Below are 22,575 nucleotides of genomic sequence, written 5' to 3'. Positions count from 1 at the left end.
CGCCTCTAAATCAGCGGTCTATTATTTTTTATGGCCAGCAGGGCCTGCTTTAAGCGTGTGAGCTCCTTTTCAAGTTGAGAAAGTATCTCTGCGATCCGCTCCGGGCTGGCTCCGCCTGCCGCTTCTTCTAGCTTGAGTATTGTTTCGTGGGCTGCCTTGGCCGCGAAGTGCCCGACCGTGCCTTTGAGACTGTGGGCCGCATCTTTTAAGGCCTCATGATCGCTCGCGCTGACGGCTTTTTTTATATTGGAAAGCTGCTCAGGCAGGCCGTCAAGAAATATTCGAATCATCTCTTTCAGAAGGCTCCTGTCACCGCCAACATTGACCATGAGCTTCGTTATTTCAATCACGTCGGTAACAGGGGAGTAGGTCTGATTATCAGGGCGCTCCGGCATGGCGGCCACTCCCTCGATAGCCTCGAACAGTTTCTCCGGTGTAATTGGTTTTGACACATAACCATCCATGCCGGCCTCAAACAGGCGGGCCCGGTCGCTTTCAGTATCATATCCAGTGACGGCAATGATGGGCAGACGCCGGCCAAGGCCTTGCTCGTTCCTGCGGATAGCGGCTGCGGCTTCGAGACCGTTCATGACCGGCATCTGGATGTCCATGAGGAGCAGATCAAACGCTTCTTTCTCAATGGCATCCAGAACTTCCCGGCCGTGGCCTGCCGTGACAACCATATGCCCCCGCTTGCGGAGGAGCCTCTGGAAGAGCGTCTGGCTGGCAGGGTCGTCTTCAGCCAGGAGAATGCGCAGATAACGCCGTCCTTCCCTCAAGGAGTGGAGGGTGATTAGCGGCAGGGTATCCGTTATTGTCTCCGGTCGGCTTAAAACGGTTTGAATGGCTTGCTGTAAGTCTTTAGGTTCGAGCGGCTTGCTCAGGTAGGCGGTAATTCCGAGCTTACGACAGCGGGTTGCGTCTCCGCGCTGTCCAACCGAAGTGAGCATAATGATTTTAGCCTCAGCTAGCTCCGGAACCTGCTTGATCTGTTCCACGAGTTCAAAACCGTCCATACCGGGCATATGGGCGTCAACCAGGATCAGGGCGAAGGAATGACGCCTCTGGTGCCCCTGCTTCAGGGCCGCGATGGCCTTGAGGGTGTCTGACGCCGCTTCGGACTCCATGCCCCAGCCGGCCAGGGTCTCTTTCAGAATATTCCGGCTGGCGGCGTTGTCGTCCACCACCAGCACGCGCAGGTTTTTAAGCGCAGCCAGGTCCATGGGAACGGGTTCAGCATAGCCGTGCCCCAGGCCAAAGCGGGCGGTAAAGTGGAAGGTGCTGCCTTGGCCTTCCTCGGATTCGACCCAGATACGGCCGCCCATCATTTCTACCAGTCTCTTGGAGATGGTCAGCCCGAGTCCTGTGCCGCCATACTGGCGAGTGGTTGAGCCGTTGGCCTGGATAAAGGCAGAAAAGACGGCTTCCTGTTTTTGCATGGGAATGCCGATCCCGGTGTCGGATACTGAAAAGTGAAGAATAACTTCATTTTCTTTTTGAGACTCGACTGTAACCCTGAGCACCACCTCACCTTGATCGGTGAATTTGATGGCGTTGTTGAGGAGGTTGGTAGTAATCTGTCGCAGGCGCCCCGGGTCGCCTAGCAGGGCCGAAGGCACCTCGGGATGGATGTGGTAGGCCAGTTCCAGCCCCTTGCTGTGGGCAGCCTGCGCCTGGATGTTCATGGTCAGGGCCATGCTTTGGCGCAGGTCAAAGTTAATCAGCTCGATATCCAGCTTCCCGGCCTCCACTTTAGAAAGATCAAGGATATCGTTTAGTAATTTCAAAAGATTATGGGCGGAGTATTTCACCAGGCCGAGATACTCCCGCGGTTCGGGTTCAAGTTCCATGTCAAGGACGAGTTCAGTCAGGCCGATGATGCTGTTCATGGGCGTGCGGATCTCGTGGCTCATATTGGCTAAAAATTCGCCCTTAGCCTGGCTGGCTGTTTCAGCCTCTTTCTGGGCCAGTTTTGCCTTGCGTTCGTGCTTTTCCGCTTGCACGGCCATGCGCTGCAGTTCCTCTTCCGTCCTTTTTTGCCGGCTGATGTCCTGGATATTATTCACATGATAAAGAACATTCCCCTGGTCATCTTTCACCGCAGTCATGTTGACAAGCACCGGGAAGACGGTCCCATCCCTGCGGAGATGCTGGGATTCAAAAATGAGGCGGCCTCTTTCATTTACCTCATGGATATGCCGGGCCAGAGACGGCCGTGACTGGGGAGAGAAAAGTTCAGCCAGGGACATACCCTGGAGTTCCTCGACATCGTAACCATACATCAAGGCAAAGGCGGGATTCATGACCCGAAGGGTTTGATCCTCAGAATCGGTCACCGCGAGGCCCCATCCGGCGTGCTGAAAGACCTGAGCCCAGGTGGAGAAGGCTTCATCAGCCCTGGCCGGCCCGGCGGCGCCTTGCTCCAAGGGTTCTTCAGGGTCACCCTCAGGCCGTTTTTTTTCAGCATCTTTTGTCATGTTTTCTCTATCGGGCATATCAACTGGTCAAAAAATCAAACGGTCAAAGACCTTAAATCTCACTTCGATCCCAAGCGTACATAGCATTGATTAACGATGTTTTTAGCTTTTTTTTGCAGCTCAAGCGAGAACTCATCATTATGCTCGAACGCATCTTCTATGGCAGAAAGTGTATCATAGTATAGGTTCCAGCCGAGTCGTTCTTTTTCGTACGTCTGCTTGAGCAGGCTGTTTTGACCGCGTATAAAATCAAGAGCCTCCATGATGCGCCTGGCGCCGACAGAGATGAATTCAAGCCCTTCCTTTTTTTGGCCCGTGTTGAAAAAGGAGGCTGCCTTGAGCCCGAAGCGAAGATAGACCACTGTTGTCGGAAGCCTGGATACAAAACAGCCGGTGAATGGATTAATGGCTTCCTTTAACTTCGAGACATCGTTGGTCAGCGTGTGCGCATAAGCTGAGAAATAAAGGATCCGCACGTAGTCTCCGACCAGTTTGCCCAGATGGGCGGACTGGATGGCCTCCTGGGCAAAGGCCTCCTTGTTATGGCTCATGACAAGGCCGTCCTTGTGGACGTATGTAAGCCTGGTGTTCTCCTTGGGAAACACAGAAAGGATATAGGCCTGGTCTTCTGCCCGGCCGAAGAAGGATGGAGTAAAAGGGCGATGGCAGCGGAGGCTGCTGATGAGGATGCCGTTCGTGCCGCCGGTAACATGGACGCGCTGGATGCAGGTTTTTTTGCCATCCAGTTTGTTTGTATTATAGCGCGTCATCATTTCCGCCTCGGTGGAATATGCTTGCGGCAGGGTGCTGAAGAAGATGTATTCATCCGGGGAGAGCGCGCGTTCAGGAAAGAGAACGTCCGGGAAGAACAAGGATTTCCCGATGTCCTGGGCATTGACGAGGAACCCGGCTATCATGCCCAGTTCCAGAGGCTGTCCGCGGCGATCCAGGCCGTAAGCTCCCCAGAGCGAGGTTTTGAAATGTTCAAACGCGGAAGCGCCCGTCTGGGTGATGAGCTTTTCCTGCGGGAAGGACTGGTCCAGGTCGATTTTGAAGGTAGCCCTTATTTTGGGCTGGATAAAGACGCTCCAGAAGGCGGCTATCGCCTTTAAAAAGCTGTAGTGGCGGCCGTATTCGCCGTCCACGCCAAGTACGCTCAGGAGATCGTCCGCTTCATCGCTTTTGAGGTAAAACCGGGCCGCCGGGGCAAGAACTTCTTTGACCATTCTTTGGGTGTCCGCTTCTGTGAAGACATAAACATCCATATTTCTCAAACTGTTTGAGTGGGCAAATTCTTCCTCGAGGTATTTATTGGCAATGCCTCGCAGTCCCCGGTGAGTGACTGAGACCGACAGGACGCATGTCAGTCTGTCATGGGGCGAGGCCGTGCCATGACCGCGTTCAAAGGCCATGGTCTGGCTCAAGCCCCTTAAACCATGAAGGACTTCGTTTTTCTCCGGCTCCACGCCAATCTGGATGGGGTGGTCGTACCAGAAGAGCTGGGGCTCGCGGGCGACTTTGAGGAGTTCCTTTTTCAGAGGGTCGGTCAGGCGAAGCTCATCCTGCGATTTCGAGGCTGGGGGAAGGGTGAGGAGGACGTTCGAGGTAAAGAGAATTTCTTGGGCCGGGTCGCTGATGGGGTTCGGGTTCAGTTCGGTGATGGTGACGGTGCGTTTTTTTCTTAAGGCTTCTACGCATTCCTCTTTATTTGCCTGGATGCCTGTTGCTTCCGGAAAAAAGACAGACCATATCTTTTCAGCCGCCTCACTGAGGTTCTTCTTTCTTTTTTCAGCCAGCCATGCAGAGAGGTCTTTTAAGCGGTTTGAAAAATCGGGGTCTTGCTGGCACAGGGTGCTGAGTTCCGCATGAATGAGATTGATTCCGTTCAGGTAAAACCTGGCCGCATCCTTCCAGTCGGGTGAGTCTGCCAGGCGAGTAAGGAATCTCTTAGCCTGTTCAAACTCAAGGTGCCTGGGACCGGAAAGAGTAATGAGAAAGGCGGCGTTCAGGGCCTGAGCCATACCGCCTTGATCGGTGCACTCTGTATCAAACTGCGCGGCAGGGTCGAAAAGGGAGAAGGCGCCCTCAGACTTTTTGGGCTGCATCAGGGCCAGGATAATGGATTCAAACTGCTCGATCATTGCCAGTCTCGCGATGGCTTGCCTCAGCAGATAATAAGAATAAAGGCGGCCAATGTGCCTTTACTTAAGATTAACACATTGAAGACAAAATCCCGAAATTTTTTAAATTTCACGCGCCAGTCACATTCGCTTCATAATGACGTCATTCGATCATCTAGCCATTGGTAAAAATACGCGCCGAATAATACGGAACTAAACGGAACATAATTCTGTCAATCGCTTTAATTAGGCTTGAAGTTTCTCAGCCTGAGTGAATTACTGACCACGGACACGGAACTCATGGCCATGGCGGCTGAGGCCACCACGGGCTTGAGAAGCAGGCCGAAGAAGGGATAAAGCACTCCGGCGGCGATGGGTATGCCGATTGAGTTGTAGATGAAGGCCCAGAAAAGATTCTGCTTGATGGTGCGCATGGTTCGCCGGGAGAGCTGAATGGCCGTAATGACGCTTCTTAAGTCGTCCCGGATGAGGGTGATGTCGCTGGCTTCCATGGCCACGTCGGTGCCCGTGCCAATGGCAATGCCCACGTCCGCCGAGGCCAGGGCCGGGGCGTCGTTGATGCCGTCTCCGACCATGGCCACCACGTTGCCTTCACTTCTAAGTCGCCGCACCTCACGGGCCTTATCCCCGGGCATAACCTCGGCCAGAACCCGGTCCAGGCCCAGCTGCCCGGCGATGGCCGCCGCGGTTTTCTGGTTGTCGCCGGTGAGCATGATAACCGTGAGGCCCATTTTTTTTAACTCGGCCACGGCTTGAATGGCGTTTTCCTTGAGTGTGTCGGCCACGGCCAGGATACCGGCGGCCTGTCCGTTCACGGCCACGAACATGGGGGTCTTGCCTTCTTCGGCCAGTTGAGCCGCCCGGGCTTTGGCCTGGCCGAGTTCAATCTCCCGGTCGGTCATGAGTTTGGCGTTGCCCAGGAGCACGATTCGTCCGTTCACCCTGGCTTCAACCCCGTGACCGGGCACGGCCTCGAAGTGTTCAGCGGACTCAAGGGTCAGCCTTTTCTCTTCGGCCTCCCTGACAATGGCCTCACCCAGGGGATGTTCCGAGCTTTTCTCCACCGTGGCCGCAAGCCCGAGTACCTCGTCTGTTTTGAAGCTGTTTAAGGTCAGCACGTCTGTAACTTCGGGCTGGCCCTTGGTTAAGGTACCGGTTTTGTCGAAGATGACAGTGTTAATTTTGTGTGCGATTTCAAGTGATTCGCCGCCCTTGATCAGGACGCCGTACTCCGCCCCTTTGCCTGTACCGACCATGATGCCCGTGGGCGTGGCCAGTCCCAAGGCACAAGGGCAGGCGATGATGAGGACAGTAACAAAGTTGAGCACCGCCAGGGTAAAGGCCGGCTCGGGCCCGAAGAAATACCAGATAAAAAAAGTGAGGACGGCCAGGCTGATGACCACGGGCACAAAGATGGAGGCCACCCTATCGGCCAGCCTCTGGATGGGGGCCTTTGAACCCTGGGCCTCCTGGACCAGCTTGATGATCTGGGCCAAGGCAGACTCCGCCCCGACGCGCTCGGCCTTGAAAGTAAAGGCCCCGGTCTTGTTTATGGTCGCGCCGATAACCTCGTCTCCTTCATGCTTTTCGACCGGAATGGATTCTCCGGTGAGCATGGACTCGTCCACGCTGGAAGATCCTTTTGTGATCACGCCGTCAACCGGGACCTTCTCTCCGGGTTTGACTATGACCAGGTCGCCGGGCTCGACCTCGTCCACCGGCACGTCCGCCTCCCGGCCGTCCCGGATGACCCGGGCGGTCTTGGGGGCCAGTCCCATCAGGGTCTTGATGGCCTCGGAGGTACGGCCCTTGGCCCTGGCTTCCAGCATACGGCCGAACAGGATCAGGGTGATGATGATGGCCGCGGTGTCAAAATAGACGTGAACCTCAAGGCCGCTCGCCGTAAAAACTTGAGGCGTAAAGGTGGCGACGGTTGAGTAAAGATAGGCGGCCAACGTGCCAAAGGCCACCAGGGTGTTCATATTCGTGGTTTTATGCCTGGCCGCGCTCAACGCCCCTCTGAAAAACCGCCCGCCGGCCCAGAACAGGACCGGCGTGGTCAGGATAAAAAGAATGTAGAACATTATCTGGCGGTCTATATTTTTAAGCAGGGGGATTATGGCCTGCATGGAACCGGCCAGGATAAAGGCCGCCAGAACGGCTGAAAAGATGAACTGTTTTTTAAGCCTGGCAAACTCCTTTTCCCGCGCTTCTTTTTCCACGTCCACCAGTTCAGCCGACTCGCGGCCTCGATACTGGTAGCCTGCTTCTTCAATCGCCTTTTTAAAGCCGGAAAGGTCAATCTCGGCCGGATCAAACCTGACCGTGGCTCTTTCGGTAGCCAGGTTTACATGGGCTTCTTTTACGCCGGACAGCCCGGCCAGGGCCTTTTCCACCCGGCTTACACAGGCGGCGCAGGTCATGCCGCCCACGGAAATAGTTACCTGAGAGACTTCAGGCTCCAGGACCTTGTACCCAGCCGACTCCACCGCCTTTTTCATCTCTGTCAAGCCGATCTTGTCTAGGTCAAATCTGACGAAGGCCTTTTCCGTGGCAAAATTGACATTGGCCTCCTCGACACCCGGCAGCCCGGACAGGGCCTGTTCCACCCGCCCGACGCAGGTGGCGCAAGTCATGCCGCCGATGGGGATCGAGGTGGTGGAAACGTGCTCGCTGTCAGTCCGAAGCGGCTCTGGGCCATTTTCCTTTGTATCGTTTGCCATTTAAAAGTTCTTTTTTCTTGAAATCCATGTTATGGAGATATTCAAGCTCCCATTTTTTCTAATATAATCACAAGGATTTGATTTTACAAGATTCGCCCGGGATTTTGGCAGAAGGGACTAAAACGAATGCTGAAAAACGATCCGGTTGAAAAGCCCGGGATTGCTTCGTCTTCCCGCAGCGCTTTGAACCCGGAAGAAAATCGGAAGAAAATCAGCTTGACAATGGTCACTGCGCATAATAATTTTCCAGATACATTGAAAATGAAACGTCAAAGGCCAAATCAGCGTCTGGATTCTTCAGTATGACCAGACAAGACATTAAAGGAGGATGATAATGGCTGATCCCAAATCATTGATTATAGATTCTCCCATGGGGAAGAAAGAGGTTGATTCCACTGGCTCCCCGGTGGGGGTGGTCCGCATGGATGTTGACAGATCATACGCCGGGGTGGGTGAACTTCTTCAAGATTACATAAATAACTCCAGTCAGGAGGCCTGGGATCAGATCAGGGCCAAGATAGACTACACCTATGAAAATCTCGACCTGGCCCTGACTCCTCTGCAAGCAGCAACCGGTTTCAAAAACGAGATTGAGGCAAGGCTGGGAAAAGGACAGAAGCTGCTTTTCAAACCCAACCTGGTCAATGTCAGCAATATAGATTCCCAGACGCATGGCCCGGACCTGGGCAGTATGGCCTGCACCGAGTGGCCGTTTATGGCCGCCTTGATGAGATGGTTTCATGACAAGCTCGGGGTTAGTTACCATCAGATGTGCCTCGGTGAGGCCGCCACTATGTTGACCGCGGCCGCCAGCCAGTATTCCATGATAAACCCTGAAGGGAAGACGGTAACGACCGAAGCCACAATGGAAGGGAAGTCCGGTGGTTTTTACGGCGGCTGGGGGTTTTACTTTGCCCGTAAGTACCTGGCTGAATCCCTTGATCCGAACGCAAGCGACGATCCGATGAAGGGCCATGAGGAAAGTGTGGCTGGAACCTATATCCCTCCAGGACGTGTCTCGGACAAATTGATGGTTTATGACCTGAACCGGATTTTCGATGATCCGACCAAGGGCCGGGAGGTCGGGGTGCCCGATGGCATAAACTATAAGGCCATCACCCTTCACAAGGTCGTGATCGGGGGAAACCCTGAGGACCCGGAAGATATGAAGGCCTATCCAGGGTCCATTCTCATCAATGCGCCCAAGTTCAAGGTGCACGCCATTACTCTTTTCACCAATGTCATTAAAAATCTTGGTATCGGCCTTTACCCGATGCAGTATGCCAGTTCCGGCGGTTACAAATGGGATTACAGCGTCCCGCACACCCTTGTGCCGGGAATGAAGGCCGGGATACCTCACCAGGTCTGGGTCCCTGAAATAGATGAGCAGACCGGTCTGCCCAAAAGGGATGAGAAAGGCAGCTATATCGTGGCAAAAACCGGCGGCATCACGGCCACCATGATTGATATTATCAAGGCCGTGAAGAGCCAGGATATCTTTATGATTCATGTCGTTGACGGCATCGAGATGATTAACATAGACCATCAAGGTATCGGGATGGGCGAAAAAGCGCCCGAAGGTATGGTCTTTACCGGCCTGGACCCGGCGGCGACTGATCTCCTGTGCGCCCGGTACATGTTCAGCAACGTGCCTTTCGAGGAGGCCCTGAAGGTGGGCCTGGACGACGGCATGGGAGGGCGCTTTCCTCAACGGGTGCCCATACCCGTCATTGAGGGCGAAAATATTGTTACGCACACGGGTTATGACTGCCCTCTGGCTCGAGACATATGCTTCAAGAACGCTCAGGAGCGGGGCCTCGGTCAATTAATTTATTATGTGGTCGGTCGTGATGCCGTGGCCGATGCGCCCCTAGTTTCTCTTGAGGGTCACCTGGGAAGGATTAGCGACAGCGCCTTCTCAGACCTAATTACCGAAACCCTTTTTTACGACACCTTCAGTGTTCCCTGGGACTTGCAGCGGACTGCCTTTAGTTACCTGGAGGCTTCGGATAAGCTCGCCGGAACGTCAGTAAAGAAGGAGTTCCTGGAGGCCTTTGACGAGGATGGAGACGGTATCCTGACCTATGAGGAATTCGGCAAAAAAGGGGTTCTCAGCGTCTACCTGAACATGGCGGGAAGCGCGGTTTCCGAGACAGGGATGGAACCGCTGGGGTACATGAAAAGCCGCTTTGATGCTTTTGTAAAGATGTATAAGACCAGCGATCCGCTCATGAACACCCAGGGATACGATATGATGAAGGAGTTTTTTTACGGGTCCGCCTGCCGGGCCGCCTTTCAGATTTCCCAGATTGAGATGGAAATGCCAGATCCATTTCAGCCCGGTCTGACGTGCGGCAAAGGAAAGTGGCCCAGTTTTCAGCTGGCTCAATATTTCCAGACAGGTGTCATGATATATGGCCAGGAATTTCCTGCCAAGGTTGTCTTTCCGAGTCTGTATAGCACCGCCTTTATTTACGCGGACTTGACCCAGAATGAAGGCTTAAATACTAGCGATATCCGCACCGAGCCTGATACGGAAGCTCTGGCAAGATACGTATCAGCGGCATTGAAAGGGGAAGAAAAGCTTCTGGATTTCACCTTCTATGTGCCGGCCGGCTACGATAATTTAATGGGCGCTAAGGTGCCCAATGTGGAGGTTACAGACGATCCTGCCAAGATAATGACCGTGAGTTTTGCCAGCGGCAAAGAGATATGGCCTGAGATTTAGTTGTAGACCCAAAAGCCTTGGCCTGGCTAATGCTTCATTGATATAATCAGGCCGGGCATGAAACTAAAAACATAACCGTGAGTGAGCAAGCCGTGTAATTCAATCACCTCATAATAACCATTTATTAATAAAGAAAGGAGTTTGACATGGGACTTCGTACAGTAGAAGAGTTTAAAGAAAGTCTTAAGGATGGGCGTCAGGTATATATCTTCGGGGAGAAGATCGAGGACATTACAACGCACCCCATCCTCAAGATCAGCGTGGAGACCGCGGCCGGGGACTACCAGTTGACTCATTCGGATGACCCGGCGGTGCGCGACCTTTTTGTGATGCCTCACCCGGAGACAGGCGAGCCGATGAGCAGGTATTTCGAGCCGCCGCATACCCCGGAGGACCTTGAAAAAAGGCTTCAGATGATTGGGGATTCCATCCGGATCACCGGGGGACTGCCTTTTGGGAAGGACATTGGAACCGATGCCATGTATGCCATTATGACCACGGCCAAGGAAATCGGGAAACCGGAGTATGGGGAGCGCGCCGGTAATTACCTTGAACACCTGCGTAAAAACGATCTGAACCTCTGCGGCGCGATCACCTGCGTCAAGGGCGACCGTGGCCAGACCCCGGCCAAACAGACTCACCCGGACTACTATCTTCGTGTCGTGGACAAGAACAAAGACGGGATCATCGTCAAAGGGGCCAAGATTCATATTACCGGCGCCCCGGTGGCTAACGATCTTCTGGTGCTCCCGACGCGCCAGATGCGGGAAAACGAACCAGAGTACGCCGTCGCCTTTTCCATCCCGGCCAATGCCCCGGGCATCACTTTCATCTGTCGGCCCAGCCGCGGCGAGCGCACGCCGTCCGAGTTTCCCCTGGGCCGTCCTGTGCGCGGCCTGGTGGAGGCCATGATTGTGTTTGACAATGTCCTCGTGCCTTGGGATCGTGTCTTCATGTGCGGCGAGTGGGAACATTCCATGAGGATTGCTTATAACTTTGCGACCTACCATCGCTTTACCGCGGTCAGCTATAAGATTCCGGCCGTGGAACTCATGGCCGGAGTGGCCGTGGCCATGGCGGAGATGAACGGCATTGAGACCAAAGGTCACATTCGCGGCAAGCTCATGGAGGTGGCCGCTTACGTGGAGACACTCAAGGCCCTGGCTACAGCGGCTATGAAATCGCCTGTGATGTACGGCGACATCGCGGTGCCCAATCCGCTCATCACCAATATGGGTAAACTGCACTTTGCGAGTCACTACCACGAAATACTAAGAATCATCCAGGATATTTCCGGTGGGATCATCACGACCATGCCGACCTTTCAGGATTGGGAGAATCCGGACCTTCACGATTATCTGGAATACTACCTCGGGGCCTCTCCCAGGTACACTTCTTTAGAGCGCATGAAGATGATACAACTGACACATGACATGGTATGTTCCGCAGGGAGCGCGCACATGGAGGTGGTGACCATGCATGGTGAGGGTTCAATGGAGGCGCAGCGCATGATGATCCTGATGGAGTCGCCTTTACAGGAATATAAAAAGGGCGCCCTGGCGGCTGCGGGTATTGAATTAAAATAAGTGAGCAGTCTCTGATCTGGAATTGCTTTCAGAAAGGCGCTTTAAAAAATGGTGCCCTTGCGAGTGTGTGATTTTCGAGATCACCGGCTTGTTTAGACCAGAAACATAACGGGCGGGGTTTATCTCCGCCCTTGTCATTTTTAATCTTAAAAATGTTTTGGCCCGGAAAATTAATGAGGTGGTTTCCAGTAAATAATCAAGATTGTAATTACACCAAGAAAGGGGTATGGGCATGACGCAGGAGACTGAGGCAGGCATCAACGGGCTTGAGCTGAACCTTGAGGAACTGTTGGTCGTCGGTGAGGAGGAAGTCAACGGCGTCAGGATGAAGGTCTACAAGAATCGGATGAAAACCTTGAGGGACCTGCTGGCGTTCTCAACGGCCATGTTTGGTGATCAAGAGTGCATGGTTTATCAGGATCAGCGCTTTACCTTCCAAGAATTCGGCCGTCTGGTCAAAAGCGCTGGCAAGGTTCTGCAGGATTTGGGCGTGCGCCAAGGCGACCGTGTGGCCATGATCCTCGGGAACGCCACCGCCTTTCCCATTGTTTTCTTTGCCACTGCGAGCATTGGCGCCATATCTGTCCCGCTCAACTGCTGGTGGAAGAGCGAAGAGCTTGAATATGGTCTGAGCGATTCCGGGTCCTCTGTTCTGGTCATGGACCCAAAATACTGGGACAGCATTAGCCAGATCAAGGACAACCTGCCTGCCCTTAAACATATCTTCGTTACGGGTGATGAGGAAATTACCGGGACGCTGCCTTTCTCAACGCTGCTCGCTGAGCCGGACGCGCCCATGTGCGAGGAGCCGATTTCGGAGCAGGATGTGGCCAGTATCTTTTACACCTCGGGCACGACAGGCAGGCCCAAAGGCGCCATGACCATGCACATGAATTTTATCACCAACGTCTATAACGCCGCCAGCGGCATACTCTCGGCAGCGCCGCCTCCCGGAAGTACAGATGAGGAATCAATGGAGGCGGCCAGGAAGCAGCTTCTAACCGTGCCGATGTTTCATGTCACCGGATGCCATTCCCAGCTGGTGACCAGTATAGCCCTGGGCGGAACGCTCGTCATTTTGAGACGATTCAGGGCGGATGAGGCCATGGAGGCCATTGAGAAAGAAAAGGTCTCCGCCATGGTCGGGGTGCCGACCATGTACATCATGATGCTGGATTCACCCAATTTCGATAAATACGACCTCAGCAGCCTGACAAGCGCCAGTTACGGAGGCGCTCCGGCCCCGCCAGACATGGTTAAGAGGTTGCACGAGGCCTTCCCCCAGTTGTCCCTGGGAAACAGCTACGGCCTGACCGAAACATCCTCCATCACCACCCTTCTCCGGGGCGAAGACGCTATCAGGAAGCCTGATTCGGTTGGCAAACCAGCGCCTGTGGTCGAGATAAAGACAGTGGACTTGGCCGGAAACGATTTGCCAGCCAATGAAGTCGGGGAAATCCTGATCAAGGGCCCGAATATCATCAAGGGATACTGGAATAAATCTGAGGCCACGGCGGAGACAATCATTGACGGCTGGCTGCATACCGGGGATATCGGCCGGATTGATGAGGAAGGGTTCCTTTATGTGGTTGATCGTCAGAAGGATATGATCCTGCGCGGCGGAGAAAATATCTACTGCGTCGAGATCGAGGACGTGCTCTATGAGCATCCCAAGGTCCTTGAAGCCGCGGTCATAGGCGTGCCGGATAAAACTTTCGGCGAACAGGTCAAGGCTATCATCTATCTCAGGAGAGATCAGGAAGCTAAGGCAGAGGAAATCCAGGAGTTCTGTGAGCAGCGTCTGGCGCACTTTAAGGTGCCTCAGTACGTGGCTTTCATTGATTCACCCTTACCGCGCAACCCTCAAGGCAAGGTCCTGAAAGCGGAGCTCAAGCAAAAATTCGTGAAGACCTGAGGCGAACTGGAGAGAGCGTCTCGAAAGGCAGTCCCGCAGGAAAGGTATGGCCATGGTTCGGTCTTATACCCGGATACAAAGGAGATTCTTGAAATGGAAGCTGATCATCAATCGCAAAGATTAAAAGATCGGGTCGCCCTGATCACCGGAGCCGGCCGGGGAATCGGGCGGGCGATCTCGATCGCCTTTGCCCGGGAAGGGGCCGATCTATTCTTATGCGCTACCCGGATGGAGACACTAAAAGAAACTCAAAAGCTGGCCTCCAGGTCGGGCCGGAGAATAGAACTGTATACCGTGGACGTGGCTGACCGGGGCGCCGTGGAGGCAATGATCCAGAAAGCCATCGAGTTATTCGGGCGGATTGATATCCTGGTTAACAACGCCGGTATTTACAAGCGCTCTCCATTTGTTGACTACAGTTACGAGGATTTCGACCGCATTATGAAGGTCAACCTCTACGGGCCTTTTAACGTAACGCAGTTTGTTTTAAGGCATATGATCGAACGCAAAAAGGGAAAGGTCATCAACATCGCCTCGACCGCAGGCAAATGGGCTTCTCTGTATCAGAGCGCCTATAATATTTCCAAGCACGGCCTGGTGGGCATGACCAGATGTCTGGGATTGGAGATGGGCCAGCATGGCGTTAATGTCAACGCCATCTGCCCGGGAGTGGTCCAGACCGATATGGCTTCCCAGCTTGGTCCCCCCTCCCCAGAGGCGCTGAAGGCAATCAAACAAAGGATACCCATCGGCCGATTGCTGCAGCCTGAAGAGATACCGCCGTTAGCCGTCTATCTGGCCTCCAGCGAGTCGGAGGGCATGACCGGGCAATCTATTCTGCTGGATGGAGGGATGCTGTTCGTATAATGAGTAAGATCACGTTGCAAACACCAAATCCACCGGCATCTTCGCTGCCCAAGCCTCCTTCTATGTCAATGGCCTGAAAACCTGGCGCCTAGAGCGATTGGCACAAGAGCTTTTGGAGAAATTAAATGAGAGAGTGCCTCGCGGAGAAGCAAAGGGCTCGCAATGACAAGCTATGAGACATTTTAATCATCTAATTTTGGGACATAACACTAGACGCAGTCCGTGGTATCGCCTTTGATTTTATCCAGGGCGTGAGGCAGGGCAGGCAGGATGGTTTCCAGCCCTTCCAAGGCGCCTTGCGGGCTGCCTGGGAGGTTGATGATGAGGCTCTGACGGCGTACCCCGGCCAGGCCGCGAGACAGGTCGGCATGAGGTGTGCTGGTGCGGCCTGCGGCCCGAATGGCCTCGGCCAGGCCAGGCACCTCCCTTTCGATCAAGGCCCGGGTTGCCTCAGGGGTGACATCATTTGGACTCAGCCCTGTCCCGCCTGACGTCAGGATCAGGTCCAGTTCCTCTTCATCAATCCAAGTGCGAATCTGCCTCACGATCTCGTTTAAATCGTCAGTGACAATCTTTGAGGCGCGGACCTCGAAACCGGCTTCAGCCAGGCGGGCCTTGAGATGGGGGCCGGTGGCGTCCTCGCGCAATCCGGCCGCGCCCTTGGTGCTGGCCATGAGTAATCCGCAAAGATACATTTTTTTCCCGTATCCTATTCTCCCGAACCTTTGGATGACTCTCCCACGATTTTTTCAAAGATATGCGGCGGGACTTCCTGGTAGTGGTCGAATTCGATTGAAAACGAGCCTCGAGCACCGGTAATTGATTTAAGGATGGGGGCATAGTCCATGATTTCAGCCTGAGGCACGTGAGCGCGAATGTACTGGCGCCCGCTCCTGGTGTCCATGCCTTGAACCTTACCTCGGCGGCTGTTCAAATCCCCGATGACATCACCCATGTATTCATCAGGCACAGTAACTGTCAGAAGCATAATCGGTTCAAGGATGGACGGATTGCATTCAAGAAATCCCTTTTTAAAACCTATGGACCCGGCGATTTTGAAGGCTATTTCCGATGAATCCACAGAGTGATAAGAGCCGTCCACCAGTTTGACCTTGATATCTACGATGGGATGACCCGAAATAACACCGTCTGCCATGGCTTCAACGATTCCCTTTTGCACGGCCGGGATGAACTGTCTGGGTATGACACCGCCTACGATACGATTTTCAAACTCGAATCCAGCCCCGCGAGGCAAAGGTTCGATCTCCAGCCAGGTATCCCCGTACTGGCCCCGGCCGCCCGTTTGTTTCTTATACTTGCCTTGTACCCTGGTGTGCCTTTTGATTGTTTCTTTATAAGGCACCTTTGGGGTGCTAAGCTGGACCTCAACCCCAAACTTGCGCATGATTCTTTCCAGGGTGACTTCAATATGGATCTGGCCCATGCCTGACAGGATGATCTCTTTGGTCTGCTCATTCCGGGAGAGGTTCAGGGTTATGTCCTCCTCGATGATTTTCGACAAGGAGGTAAAGACCTTCTCTTCGTCACCTTTTGTTTTTGGTTTGACTGCATACGAGACAATGGCTGGCAAAGGTTCGACAGTGGGGTAGACAACCGGGGCCGACTCGTCGCAGAGGGTGTTGCCCGTGGTTGTGGCCTTGAGCTTGGCCACGGCGACAATATCCCCTGGACCGGCCGATTCTATTGGTTTCTGGGATTTTCCCTCAAGCATCAAAAGCTGGCTAAAACGTTCCCCTGTCTCACTGGAGGCGTTATAAAAGGTTGAATCCGGCGTGATGGTCCCTGAAAAGACACGAAAGATGGATAATTGTCCAGCGTAAGGATCGGTAATTGTTTTAATGACCAGGCCGGAAAAAGGTTCGTCGGCCTTGGGCTCTCGCGAGATTTCACCATTGTCTTTCGGGGAGTGCCCTTGAATCGGACCCCTTTCCACAGGTGAAGGCAGAACGTCTTTAATCAGGTCCAATAAATGAGACAGACCGATGAAGGTCGAACCGGACCCGCAGCAAACCGGGACCAGGTTCCTGGACTTGACACTACTGAACAGGCCCTGATTGATTTCTTCGGAGCTGAGTTCACCGGCATCCAGGTATTTTTCTAAGAGGTCGTCATCGGTTTCAGCTATATTTTCAATCAATTGTTCCCGCCAGGTCAGTACAATTTCGGCCAGGTCGTCCGGGATGTCACCCTGAGAAAAGTTGCCTGTTTTCGCTTCGTAAATATAGGCCTTTGCATCCAAAAGGTTAACCAGACCTTTAAAGTCATGTTCAGCGCCGATAGGTACCTGGACAGGCACACATTTTATTTTAAATAACTTGCTTAATTCATCAACAATTTTGAAGAAATCGGCCCGCTCCCGGTCCATTTTATTGATGAAGATCAGGCGAGGTAATTCGGAGCTGTCAGCAAACTCCCAGACTCTTTCAGTGCCGACTTTAATCCCATCCACGGCGTCAATCAGAACCACCGCGCCGTCCACCCCCTGTAGACAGGTCATGGTGTCATTGATGAAATTCTCATCCCCTGGTGTGTCCACGAAGGAGATCACGTTTTTTTTCCAGGGTAAGTGATGAAAAGCAGAGCTTAAGGAGGCGCGGCGCTTGATTTCTTCAGGTTCAAAGTCAAGGATACTTGTGCCTTCATCCACGCTGCCCAGGCGGTTGGTTGTTTTGGTAAAGTAGAGAAAGGCTTCGGCCAGTGTGGTTTTGCCTGAACCGCCATGAGAAATAAGTGCGATATTACGCACTTGAGTGATGTCTTTCATATCTGCTCCTTTGTTTGCAAGCAATGAGCTTAATAAAAAAATCTAAGTGAAAGTGTGTGAAATGTCAAGGAAAAGAAATGAACAATATCCCGCTGAGGGTTAAGTTTTGTTTTCAGCTCGCGAGGCCGCTGCAACCAAAACCTGATACAAGTTACTCCATTCAGAAAGCACTGCCAAGATAAATATAATTTTACTTTCAGATCCTGGGGGAGGGATGCCGCTTCGTGCCGCCAGCCTCCTCAACAGATGCTGTCAGGCCTTTGGATGGGGTCTTTCATTGAAACACAAGGTTGAGGTAGGGAAGGAGTCCCTGGCGTAATGCCTTAGGATAAGGGCGCAGTCAGGGACTCCAGGTGGGTATGTCCGGGTTGGACATTTTATTGGGTTGGTGAACGATTTCTCATTCTTGTGGGGAAATATATCCATTTTTTTTGAAAATACAAGGGGGCTGTGTTTCGATATCTGCACGAAGAGGCTGAGTATGTGCCGAGCGGGAGGTTTTTTTCGTAATATTTTGCTATTATTATAAATAAATTCTAATTTTAGCAGAAATACCCCTGCAAAATTTTTGGTTTCATGGCTGTGTTCTTTTTTTACGAAGAACTGGTTCACCTGGAAGTCAGTCGGTTTACATGGTTATCCTCAGGAAATTTCCCAGCCGCTCAGCATTCTTTTTTTAAATTTTAAAATGGATATCCCAGACGTGTATCGCAGGTAACTAGTTTTGGTGAAACCAAATACTAATGTTCGCGATTACATCTCAAGAGGTAATTTTTAAAAAAGCTCCCCTTAAGAAACAATCAAATAATTTGGATCTGTTCCTAAAAATTGAACATCCCATCATAGGGAAATGAGATGTCTTAAACAGCGATATTCCTGCTAATTAATCCTTCTTAACGTTCTTGGCTTCAGGGCCTCGCTCACTTTCTTCCACATCAAAGGTCACCCGGTCTCCTCCTTCGAGAGTTTTGAACCCAGGTGTTTCGATAGAGGAATAGTGAACAAAGATGTCCCCTCCATCGTCTTGTTCGATGAACCCGTACCCTTTCTTGTTGCTGAACCACTTCACGGTGCCTTTTGTCAAGATATGATCCTCCTTCAGATAAGGTCCCGTGCCCCTGATTGTCTCTCTTAAAAGAGACCAACCTTTGTCGCGAAATCACTTCATGAATATCGCTGGGACATTAACTTATTAAGGTATCATAGAACAAATTTTTCAAAAAGGTCAAGATAAAAAGATAGTTGAGTTGAAATAGTGAGTGAACAGGATGTCAGCTCTTCCGGGCCGCTCGTAAAACATAGCTTGATTTCTGCTTCTTGTTTGAGCTTTTCAGTCGAGATTCCCATCTTCTTTTGAACTTTCTCATGCTTCAGATGCAGCTCAAGTTTATCTTTGAGCCCCTTATAATTAATTGCAGTTTCTGGCTTCCTGCCAGGTGATCTCCGAGCTTGTCCTCAATGATATAACCAAGTTTTTTTATCCTGTTAGGGTATTGGGGAGACCTTTTTCAAGTGCGGTGAAATCTGCATCTTTTTTGCGGCGATTCATGCGCTAGAAGATTTTTTTTATTCAGATATGACTGGCCCATACTCGTTCAGGCTGTTTGCAAAAATGAGATACCTGCCATCCCAGGCTTCGATTTCTTCCTGGGTGCGATATAATGATTCGGAAGGAATTTTAAAACCCGGGTCTATTTTAAGGAGCATTTTTATGAGAAGTTCCTGACGGACCTTTAAAAAGTTTCCCTGTTTTATGGTATAAAGAACATCAGAGATGCAAAAGAAGGTGCTTATTATGGGCCTGGATTGCGCTGAACCGGGCCTCGTATTCGATCAGTGGCGGACCGATCTCCCGAACCTGTCAGCCATGATGGACCAGGGTCTGTATGGCCCGCTGAGGAGCACCATTCCGCCTATTACCGTCCCGGCCTGGGCCTCCATGCTGACCAGCAAGGACCCGGGCCAGCTAGGTCTGTATGGTTTTCGGAACCGCAAGGATTATTCCTATGACGCCCTTTACCTGGCAAATTCGAGCCACATTAAAGAGACAACGCTTTATCAGCTCCTTTCCCGCAATCGGCTTACAGCCATCCTGCTGGGCGTGCCTCAAAGTTATCCCCCCCGGCCGCTAAAGGGGATTATGGTCTCCAGCTTTCTGGCGCCGAACAAGGAGGTGCAATTCACATATCCTGATGAGTTCAAAACTGAACTGGACGAAGCTGCCGGTGGTGACTACATGATTGATGTGGATGAATTTCGTACCGAGGATAAGGACCGGCTCCTGGCCCAGATCCGCAAGATGACTGATGCTCGTTTTAAGGCCGCGGAATATCTTCTCTTCAGGAAAGATTGGGATTTCTTTATGATGGTTGAGATGGGCGTGGATCGCATCCAGCACGGTTTCTGGCGTTATCACGATCAGATGCATCGTCTTTATGAACCGGGCAACAGGTACGAGTTTGTAATCCGGGACTACTACAGGGAGCTGGACGCCAAAATCGGGCGGCTGGTCGAGCTTGCCCCGGCAGGAACCATGCTCCTGGTCGTCTCGGATCACGGAGCCCGGACCATGGTCGGAGGTTTCTCCATTAACCAATGGCTGATCAGGGAAGGGTATCTTACGCTCAAAGAAACACCGAAGACTGCGGTGCGGCTGACTCCAAATATGGTTGACTGGTCAGGCACAAGGGTCTGGGGTGAAGGCGGGTACTACGGCCGCCTCTTTTTTAATGTGGCCGGCCGGGAGCCTCAAGGTCAGATCCGGCCTGAAGATTATGAAAAGCTTCGCAGCGAAATCAAGGACCAGCTTGAAAACCAGGTGGATCACCTGAACAAACCCATGGGAACCCGGGTTTTCAAGCCGGAGGAAATATACCGCGCCGTAAGGAACGTGCCTCCTGATCTTATCGTTTATTTTGGAAATCTGGCCTGGCGGTCAGTAGGTCTCGTGGGCCAAGATCAGCCTCTTTATACCTTTGAGAATGACATTGGCCCTGATGACGCCAATCATGCCCAGGACGGTCTCCTGATCATGACCGTCAAAGAGGGGGATTTGAACCGGTCGCCTGGGCAGCGAAGGGGGCTTAATATTTACGACGTTGCCCCCACCGTCCTGGATTACCTTGGCCTGGACCCCCGGTCAGACATGATCGGGCGCGTCATAAGGTAATGAAGGCATTTTTTTATTGTCCCTTGTGCCTTATGGAACTTTTTGGTAAATACTTCCCTTTAAAGATTAACAAGGACAGCTTGACACATGAATAAGATTCGAACCCGTTTCCCTCCCAGCCCCACCGGTTACCTGCATATCGGCGGGGCAAGAACCGCTCTGTTTAACTGGCTCCTGGCCAGGGCTAACAAGGGCGCCTTTATCTTGCGTATCGAGGACACTGACGTTCAGCGTTCAACCGAGGAAGCCACTGCGGCCGTGCTGGAGTCATTGACTTGGCTGGGGCTGGACTGGGACGAAGGGCCGTATTTCCAAAGCCAGCGCATTGAAATCTACCTGGAATATATTGAAAGGCTGCTCGATTTTGGGCGAGCCTACTACTGCCACTGCACGCCTGATGAGCTTACCTCCCGCCGCGAACAGGTCCTCAAACAGGGCGGGAAACCCAAGTATGATGGCAAGTGTCGAGATAAGGGCCTCGGACCTGGACCAGAGGCGGTGGTACGCTTCAAAGGCCCCCTGACCGGAACCACGGGCTGGAACGATCTGATCAAAGGTCACATCGTCATGGACAATGCTGAACTGGACGACCTGGTCATCCTCAGAAGCGACGGCCTGCCGACTTATAACTTTGCAGTGGTCGTGGATGATCTGACCATGGACATCACGCACGTGCTGCGCGGTGACGACCACGTGAACAACACCCCGCGTCAGATTCTGCTTTATAAGGCCCTTGAGGCTTCGCCTCCTGAGTTCGGGCACGTGCCTCTGATCCTGGGCGTTGACAGGGCGCGCCTCTCCAAGCGGCACGGGGCCACTTCTGTACTGGCCTACAGAGAAACCGGCTATCTGCCAGAAGCCCTGGTGAACTATCTGGTGCGATTGGGCTGGTCTTTTGGCGATCAGGAGATATTCAGCCGGGAGGAGTTGATTGAAAAATTCAGCCTGGATAACGTCGGCCGGTCAGCCGGGATATTTGACATTGAAAAGCTTAACTGGCTCAATGCCCATTACCTCAAGGAGGCCGACCCGGTCCGTCTGGCCGAATTGGTCATGCCCTTTCTCCAGCAGAAAGGCCTGTCCAGCCCGGACAGGGACTATTTAACCCGGGCCGTGGTTACGTTGCAGCCTCGGGCCAAGACCCTGGACGAACTGGCCGATGGGGCAAAATTCTATCTGGTGGATGACGATAAGATCGAGTATGAATCCAAGGCGGCCAGGAAATTTTTGAAACTCGATTTAACCCCGGTTATGGCCGATCTGATCGAGCGGGTCAAAGCCCTTGATGCTTTTACTGAAAAGGGCCTGGAGTCTCTTTTCGAGGACCTGGTTAAGAGGCACGATATCAAACTCGGGAAGATCGCCCAGGCGGTGCGGCTCGCCCTGACCGGGCGGTCGGCCAGCCCGGGTCTGTTCGAGATCATGAGTATTTTAGGTAAGAATCGCGTTTTGGCCCGGCTGAAAAAGGCTCAAAAATACATGGCCGCTCTGCCTGGCGCATAAGTGCGATTTCTTTGATACAGACATCTTTTGAGCCAAAAGCGGTTGACCGCAAAAGGGAATTTAGATAAGATCATTAACATGCTGGGGGATCGTCTAGTGGCAGGACAGCAGACTCTGGATCTGCATACCGGGGTTCGAATCCCTGTCCCCCAGCCAAAAAATTGATCAGGTCTCTATATGAGGTCCCATCGTCTAGCGGTCTAGGATACCGGCCTCTCACGCCGGAGACACGGGTTCGATCCCCGTTGGGACTACCAGAAAAATTTCAAGGGGTTAGCTAATATTAGTTGACCCCTATTCATGCAATAAAATCAATTCCCAACATCATTCCCAACAAAGCGCCATAGTTTTACGAGCTAGTATAGATGTATTTCTGTGTAGCTCGTGGAATCCAGATTTTTAAAGGGTCACTTAACCAAGGATAATATCCACATTTATTAACTTGGTTGCGCACTATTGGACCGCCATACCCGCACTTTTAAACCGCCCTATACAACCGATGTTCCGGCGTGCAAATGATATAAGCTATTGATATTCTGAGAATAAAGTGTGTTTTTAGTCAAAAAGTGGTAGCCAGTAAAATAATAATATATATCTTGACAAATAGAACTAATGTGTTATATTGGTAGCCAATATGCACATCGAACGCATCAAGTCAAAACAAGGGAAAAAAGTCTATAC

13 protein-coding genes and 2 tRNA genes are annotated in these 22,575 nt (G+C 52.3%); 9 read left to right on the top strand and 6 right to left on the bottom strand.

All coding sequences use genetic code 11. The annotated features are described in order from the left end of the window. Window positions 1-5 precede the first annotated feature (5 nt). From JRI95_07540 to JRI95_07530, 3 genes are all read right to left on the bottom strand, one after another. Complete coding sequence (locus JRI95_07540; protein ID MBW2061400.1) at window positions 6-2,477, bottom strand: response regulator; 2,472 nt, start codon at window positions 2,475-2,477, stop codon at window positions 6-8. 59 nt (window positions 2,478-2,536) lie between these two features. Further along, entirely contained in the window at window positions 2,537-4,618 is a 2,082-nt protein-coding gene (locus JRI95_07535; GenBank protein ID MBW2061399.1) for a hypothetical protein, read from the bottom strand. Window positions 4,619-4,839: 221 nt separating this feature from the next. Beyond that, window positions 4,840-7,341, bottom strand: coding sequence for a copper-translocating P-type ATPase (locus tag JRI95_07530; GenBank protein MBW2061398.1), 2,502 nt, complete (start codon window positions 7,339-7,341; stop codon window positions 4,840-4,842). Between the two features lie 126 nt (window positions 7,342-7,467). On the opposite strand from JRI95_07530, the gene JRI95_07525 reads away from it, so the two are divergent. The 5 genes from JRI95_07525 to JRI95_07505 all read left to right on the top strand — a co-directional run bounded on the left by JRI95_07525 (window position 7,468) and on the right by JRI95_07505 (window position 14,437). Continuing rightward, window positions 7,468-7,647, top strand: a complete 180-nt coding sequence (locus JRI95_07525; protein ID MBW2061397.1) for a hypothetical protein — start codon at window positions 7,468-7,470, stop codon at window positions 7,645-7,647. A gap of 28 nt (window positions 7,648-7,675) precedes the next feature. After that, on the top strand, window positions 7,676-10,069 hold the full coding sequence (locus JRI95_07520) for a DUF362 domain-containing protein (GenBank protein MBW2061396.1): 2,394 nt from the start codon (window positions 7,676-7,678) through the stop codon (window positions 10,067-10,069). Between the two features lie 146 nt (window positions 10,070-10,215). After that, window positions 10,216-11,655: a 4-hydroxybutyryl-CoA dehydratase gene (locus JRI95_07515; protein MBW2061395.1), complete on the top strand. Its 1,440-nt coding sequence runs from the start codon at window positions 10,216-10,218 to the stop codon at window positions 11,653-11,655. 232 nt (window positions 11,656-11,887) lie between these two features. Then, entirely contained in the window at window positions 11,888-13,570 is a 1,683-nt protein-coding gene (locus tag JRI95_07510) for a long-chain-fatty-acid--CoA ligase (protein MBW2061394.1), read from the top strand. Between the two features lie 93 nt (window positions 13,571-13,663). Next, window positions 13,664-14,437, top strand: a complete 774-nt coding sequence (locus JRI95_07505; protein MBW2061393.1) for an SDR family oxidoreductase — start codon at window positions 13,664-13,666, stop codon at window positions 14,435-14,437. A 209-nt stretch (window positions 14,438-14,646) separates the two neighbouring features. Here JRI95_07505 and JRI95_07500 read toward each other — a convergent pair whose 3' ends face one another. The 3 genes from JRI95_07500 to JRI95_07490 form a co-directional block, all read right to left on the bottom strand. Beyond that, window positions 14,647-15,132 carry a MogA/MoaB family molybdenum cofactor biosynthesis protein gene (locus JRI95_07500; GenBank protein MBW2061392.1) on the bottom strand — a complete coding sequence of 162 codons (486 nt, stop codon included), beginning with the start codon at window positions 15,130-15,132 and terminating at the stop codon, window positions 14,647-14,649. A 14-nt stretch (window positions 15,133-15,146) separates the two neighbouring features. After that, window positions 15,147-17,222 carry an elongation factor G gene (gene fusA / locus JRI95_07495; protein ID MBW2061391.1) on the bottom strand — a complete coding sequence of 692 codons (2,076 nt, stop codon included), beginning with the start codon at window positions 17,220-17,222 and terminating at the stop codon, window positions 15,147-15,149. A gap of 883 nt (window positions 17,223-18,105) precedes the next feature. Then, window positions 18,106-18,306 (bottom strand): cold-shock protein, encoded by a 201-nt coding sequence (locus JRI95_07490; GenBank protein MBW2061390.1) that lies wholly within the window; start codon window positions 18,304-18,306, stop codon window positions 18,106-18,108. Between the two features lie 690 nt (window positions 18,307-18,996). Between JRI95_07490 and JRI95_07485 the strand changes: the two genes are divergently transcribed. The 4 genes from JRI95_07485 to JRI95_07470 all read left to right on the top strand — a co-directional run bounded on the left by JRI95_07485 (window position 18,997) and on the right by JRI95_07470 (window position 22,151). After that, window positions 18,997-20,391 (top strand): alkaline phosphatase family protein, encoded by a 1,395-nt coding sequence (locus JRI95_07485; GenBank protein MBW2061389.1) that lies wholly within the window; start codon window positions 18,997-18,999, stop codon window positions 20,389-20,391. An 87-nt stretch (window positions 20,392-20,478) separates the two neighbouring features. After that, the gene (gene gltX / locus JRI95_07480; protein ID MBW2061388.1) at window positions 20,479-21,894 is read left to right on the top strand and encodes a glutamate--tRNA ligase; all 1,416 of its coding nucleotides are present in this window, start codon (window positions 20,479-20,481) and stop codon (window positions 21,892-21,894) included. Between the two features lie 82 nt (window positions 21,895-21,976). Then, window positions 21,977-22,050: transfer RNA gene (locus tag JRI95_07475), tRNA-Gln, on the top strand. A gap of 25 nt (window positions 22,051-22,075) precedes the next feature. Then, window positions 22,076-22,151: transfer RNA gene (locus JRI95_07470), tRNA-Glu, on the top strand. The last annotated feature ends 424 nt before the right edge of the window (window positions 22,152-22,575 follow it).

The sequence above is a fragment of the Deltaproteobacteria bacterium genome (assembly GCA_019308995.1).
GTDB lineage: Bacteria > Desulfobacterota > Desulfarculia > Adiutricales > JAFDHD01 > JAFDHD01.
The sequence above is the reverse complement of the archived record's forward strand: the minus strand, read 5'-3'. Positions and strand labels throughout refer to the sequence as shown.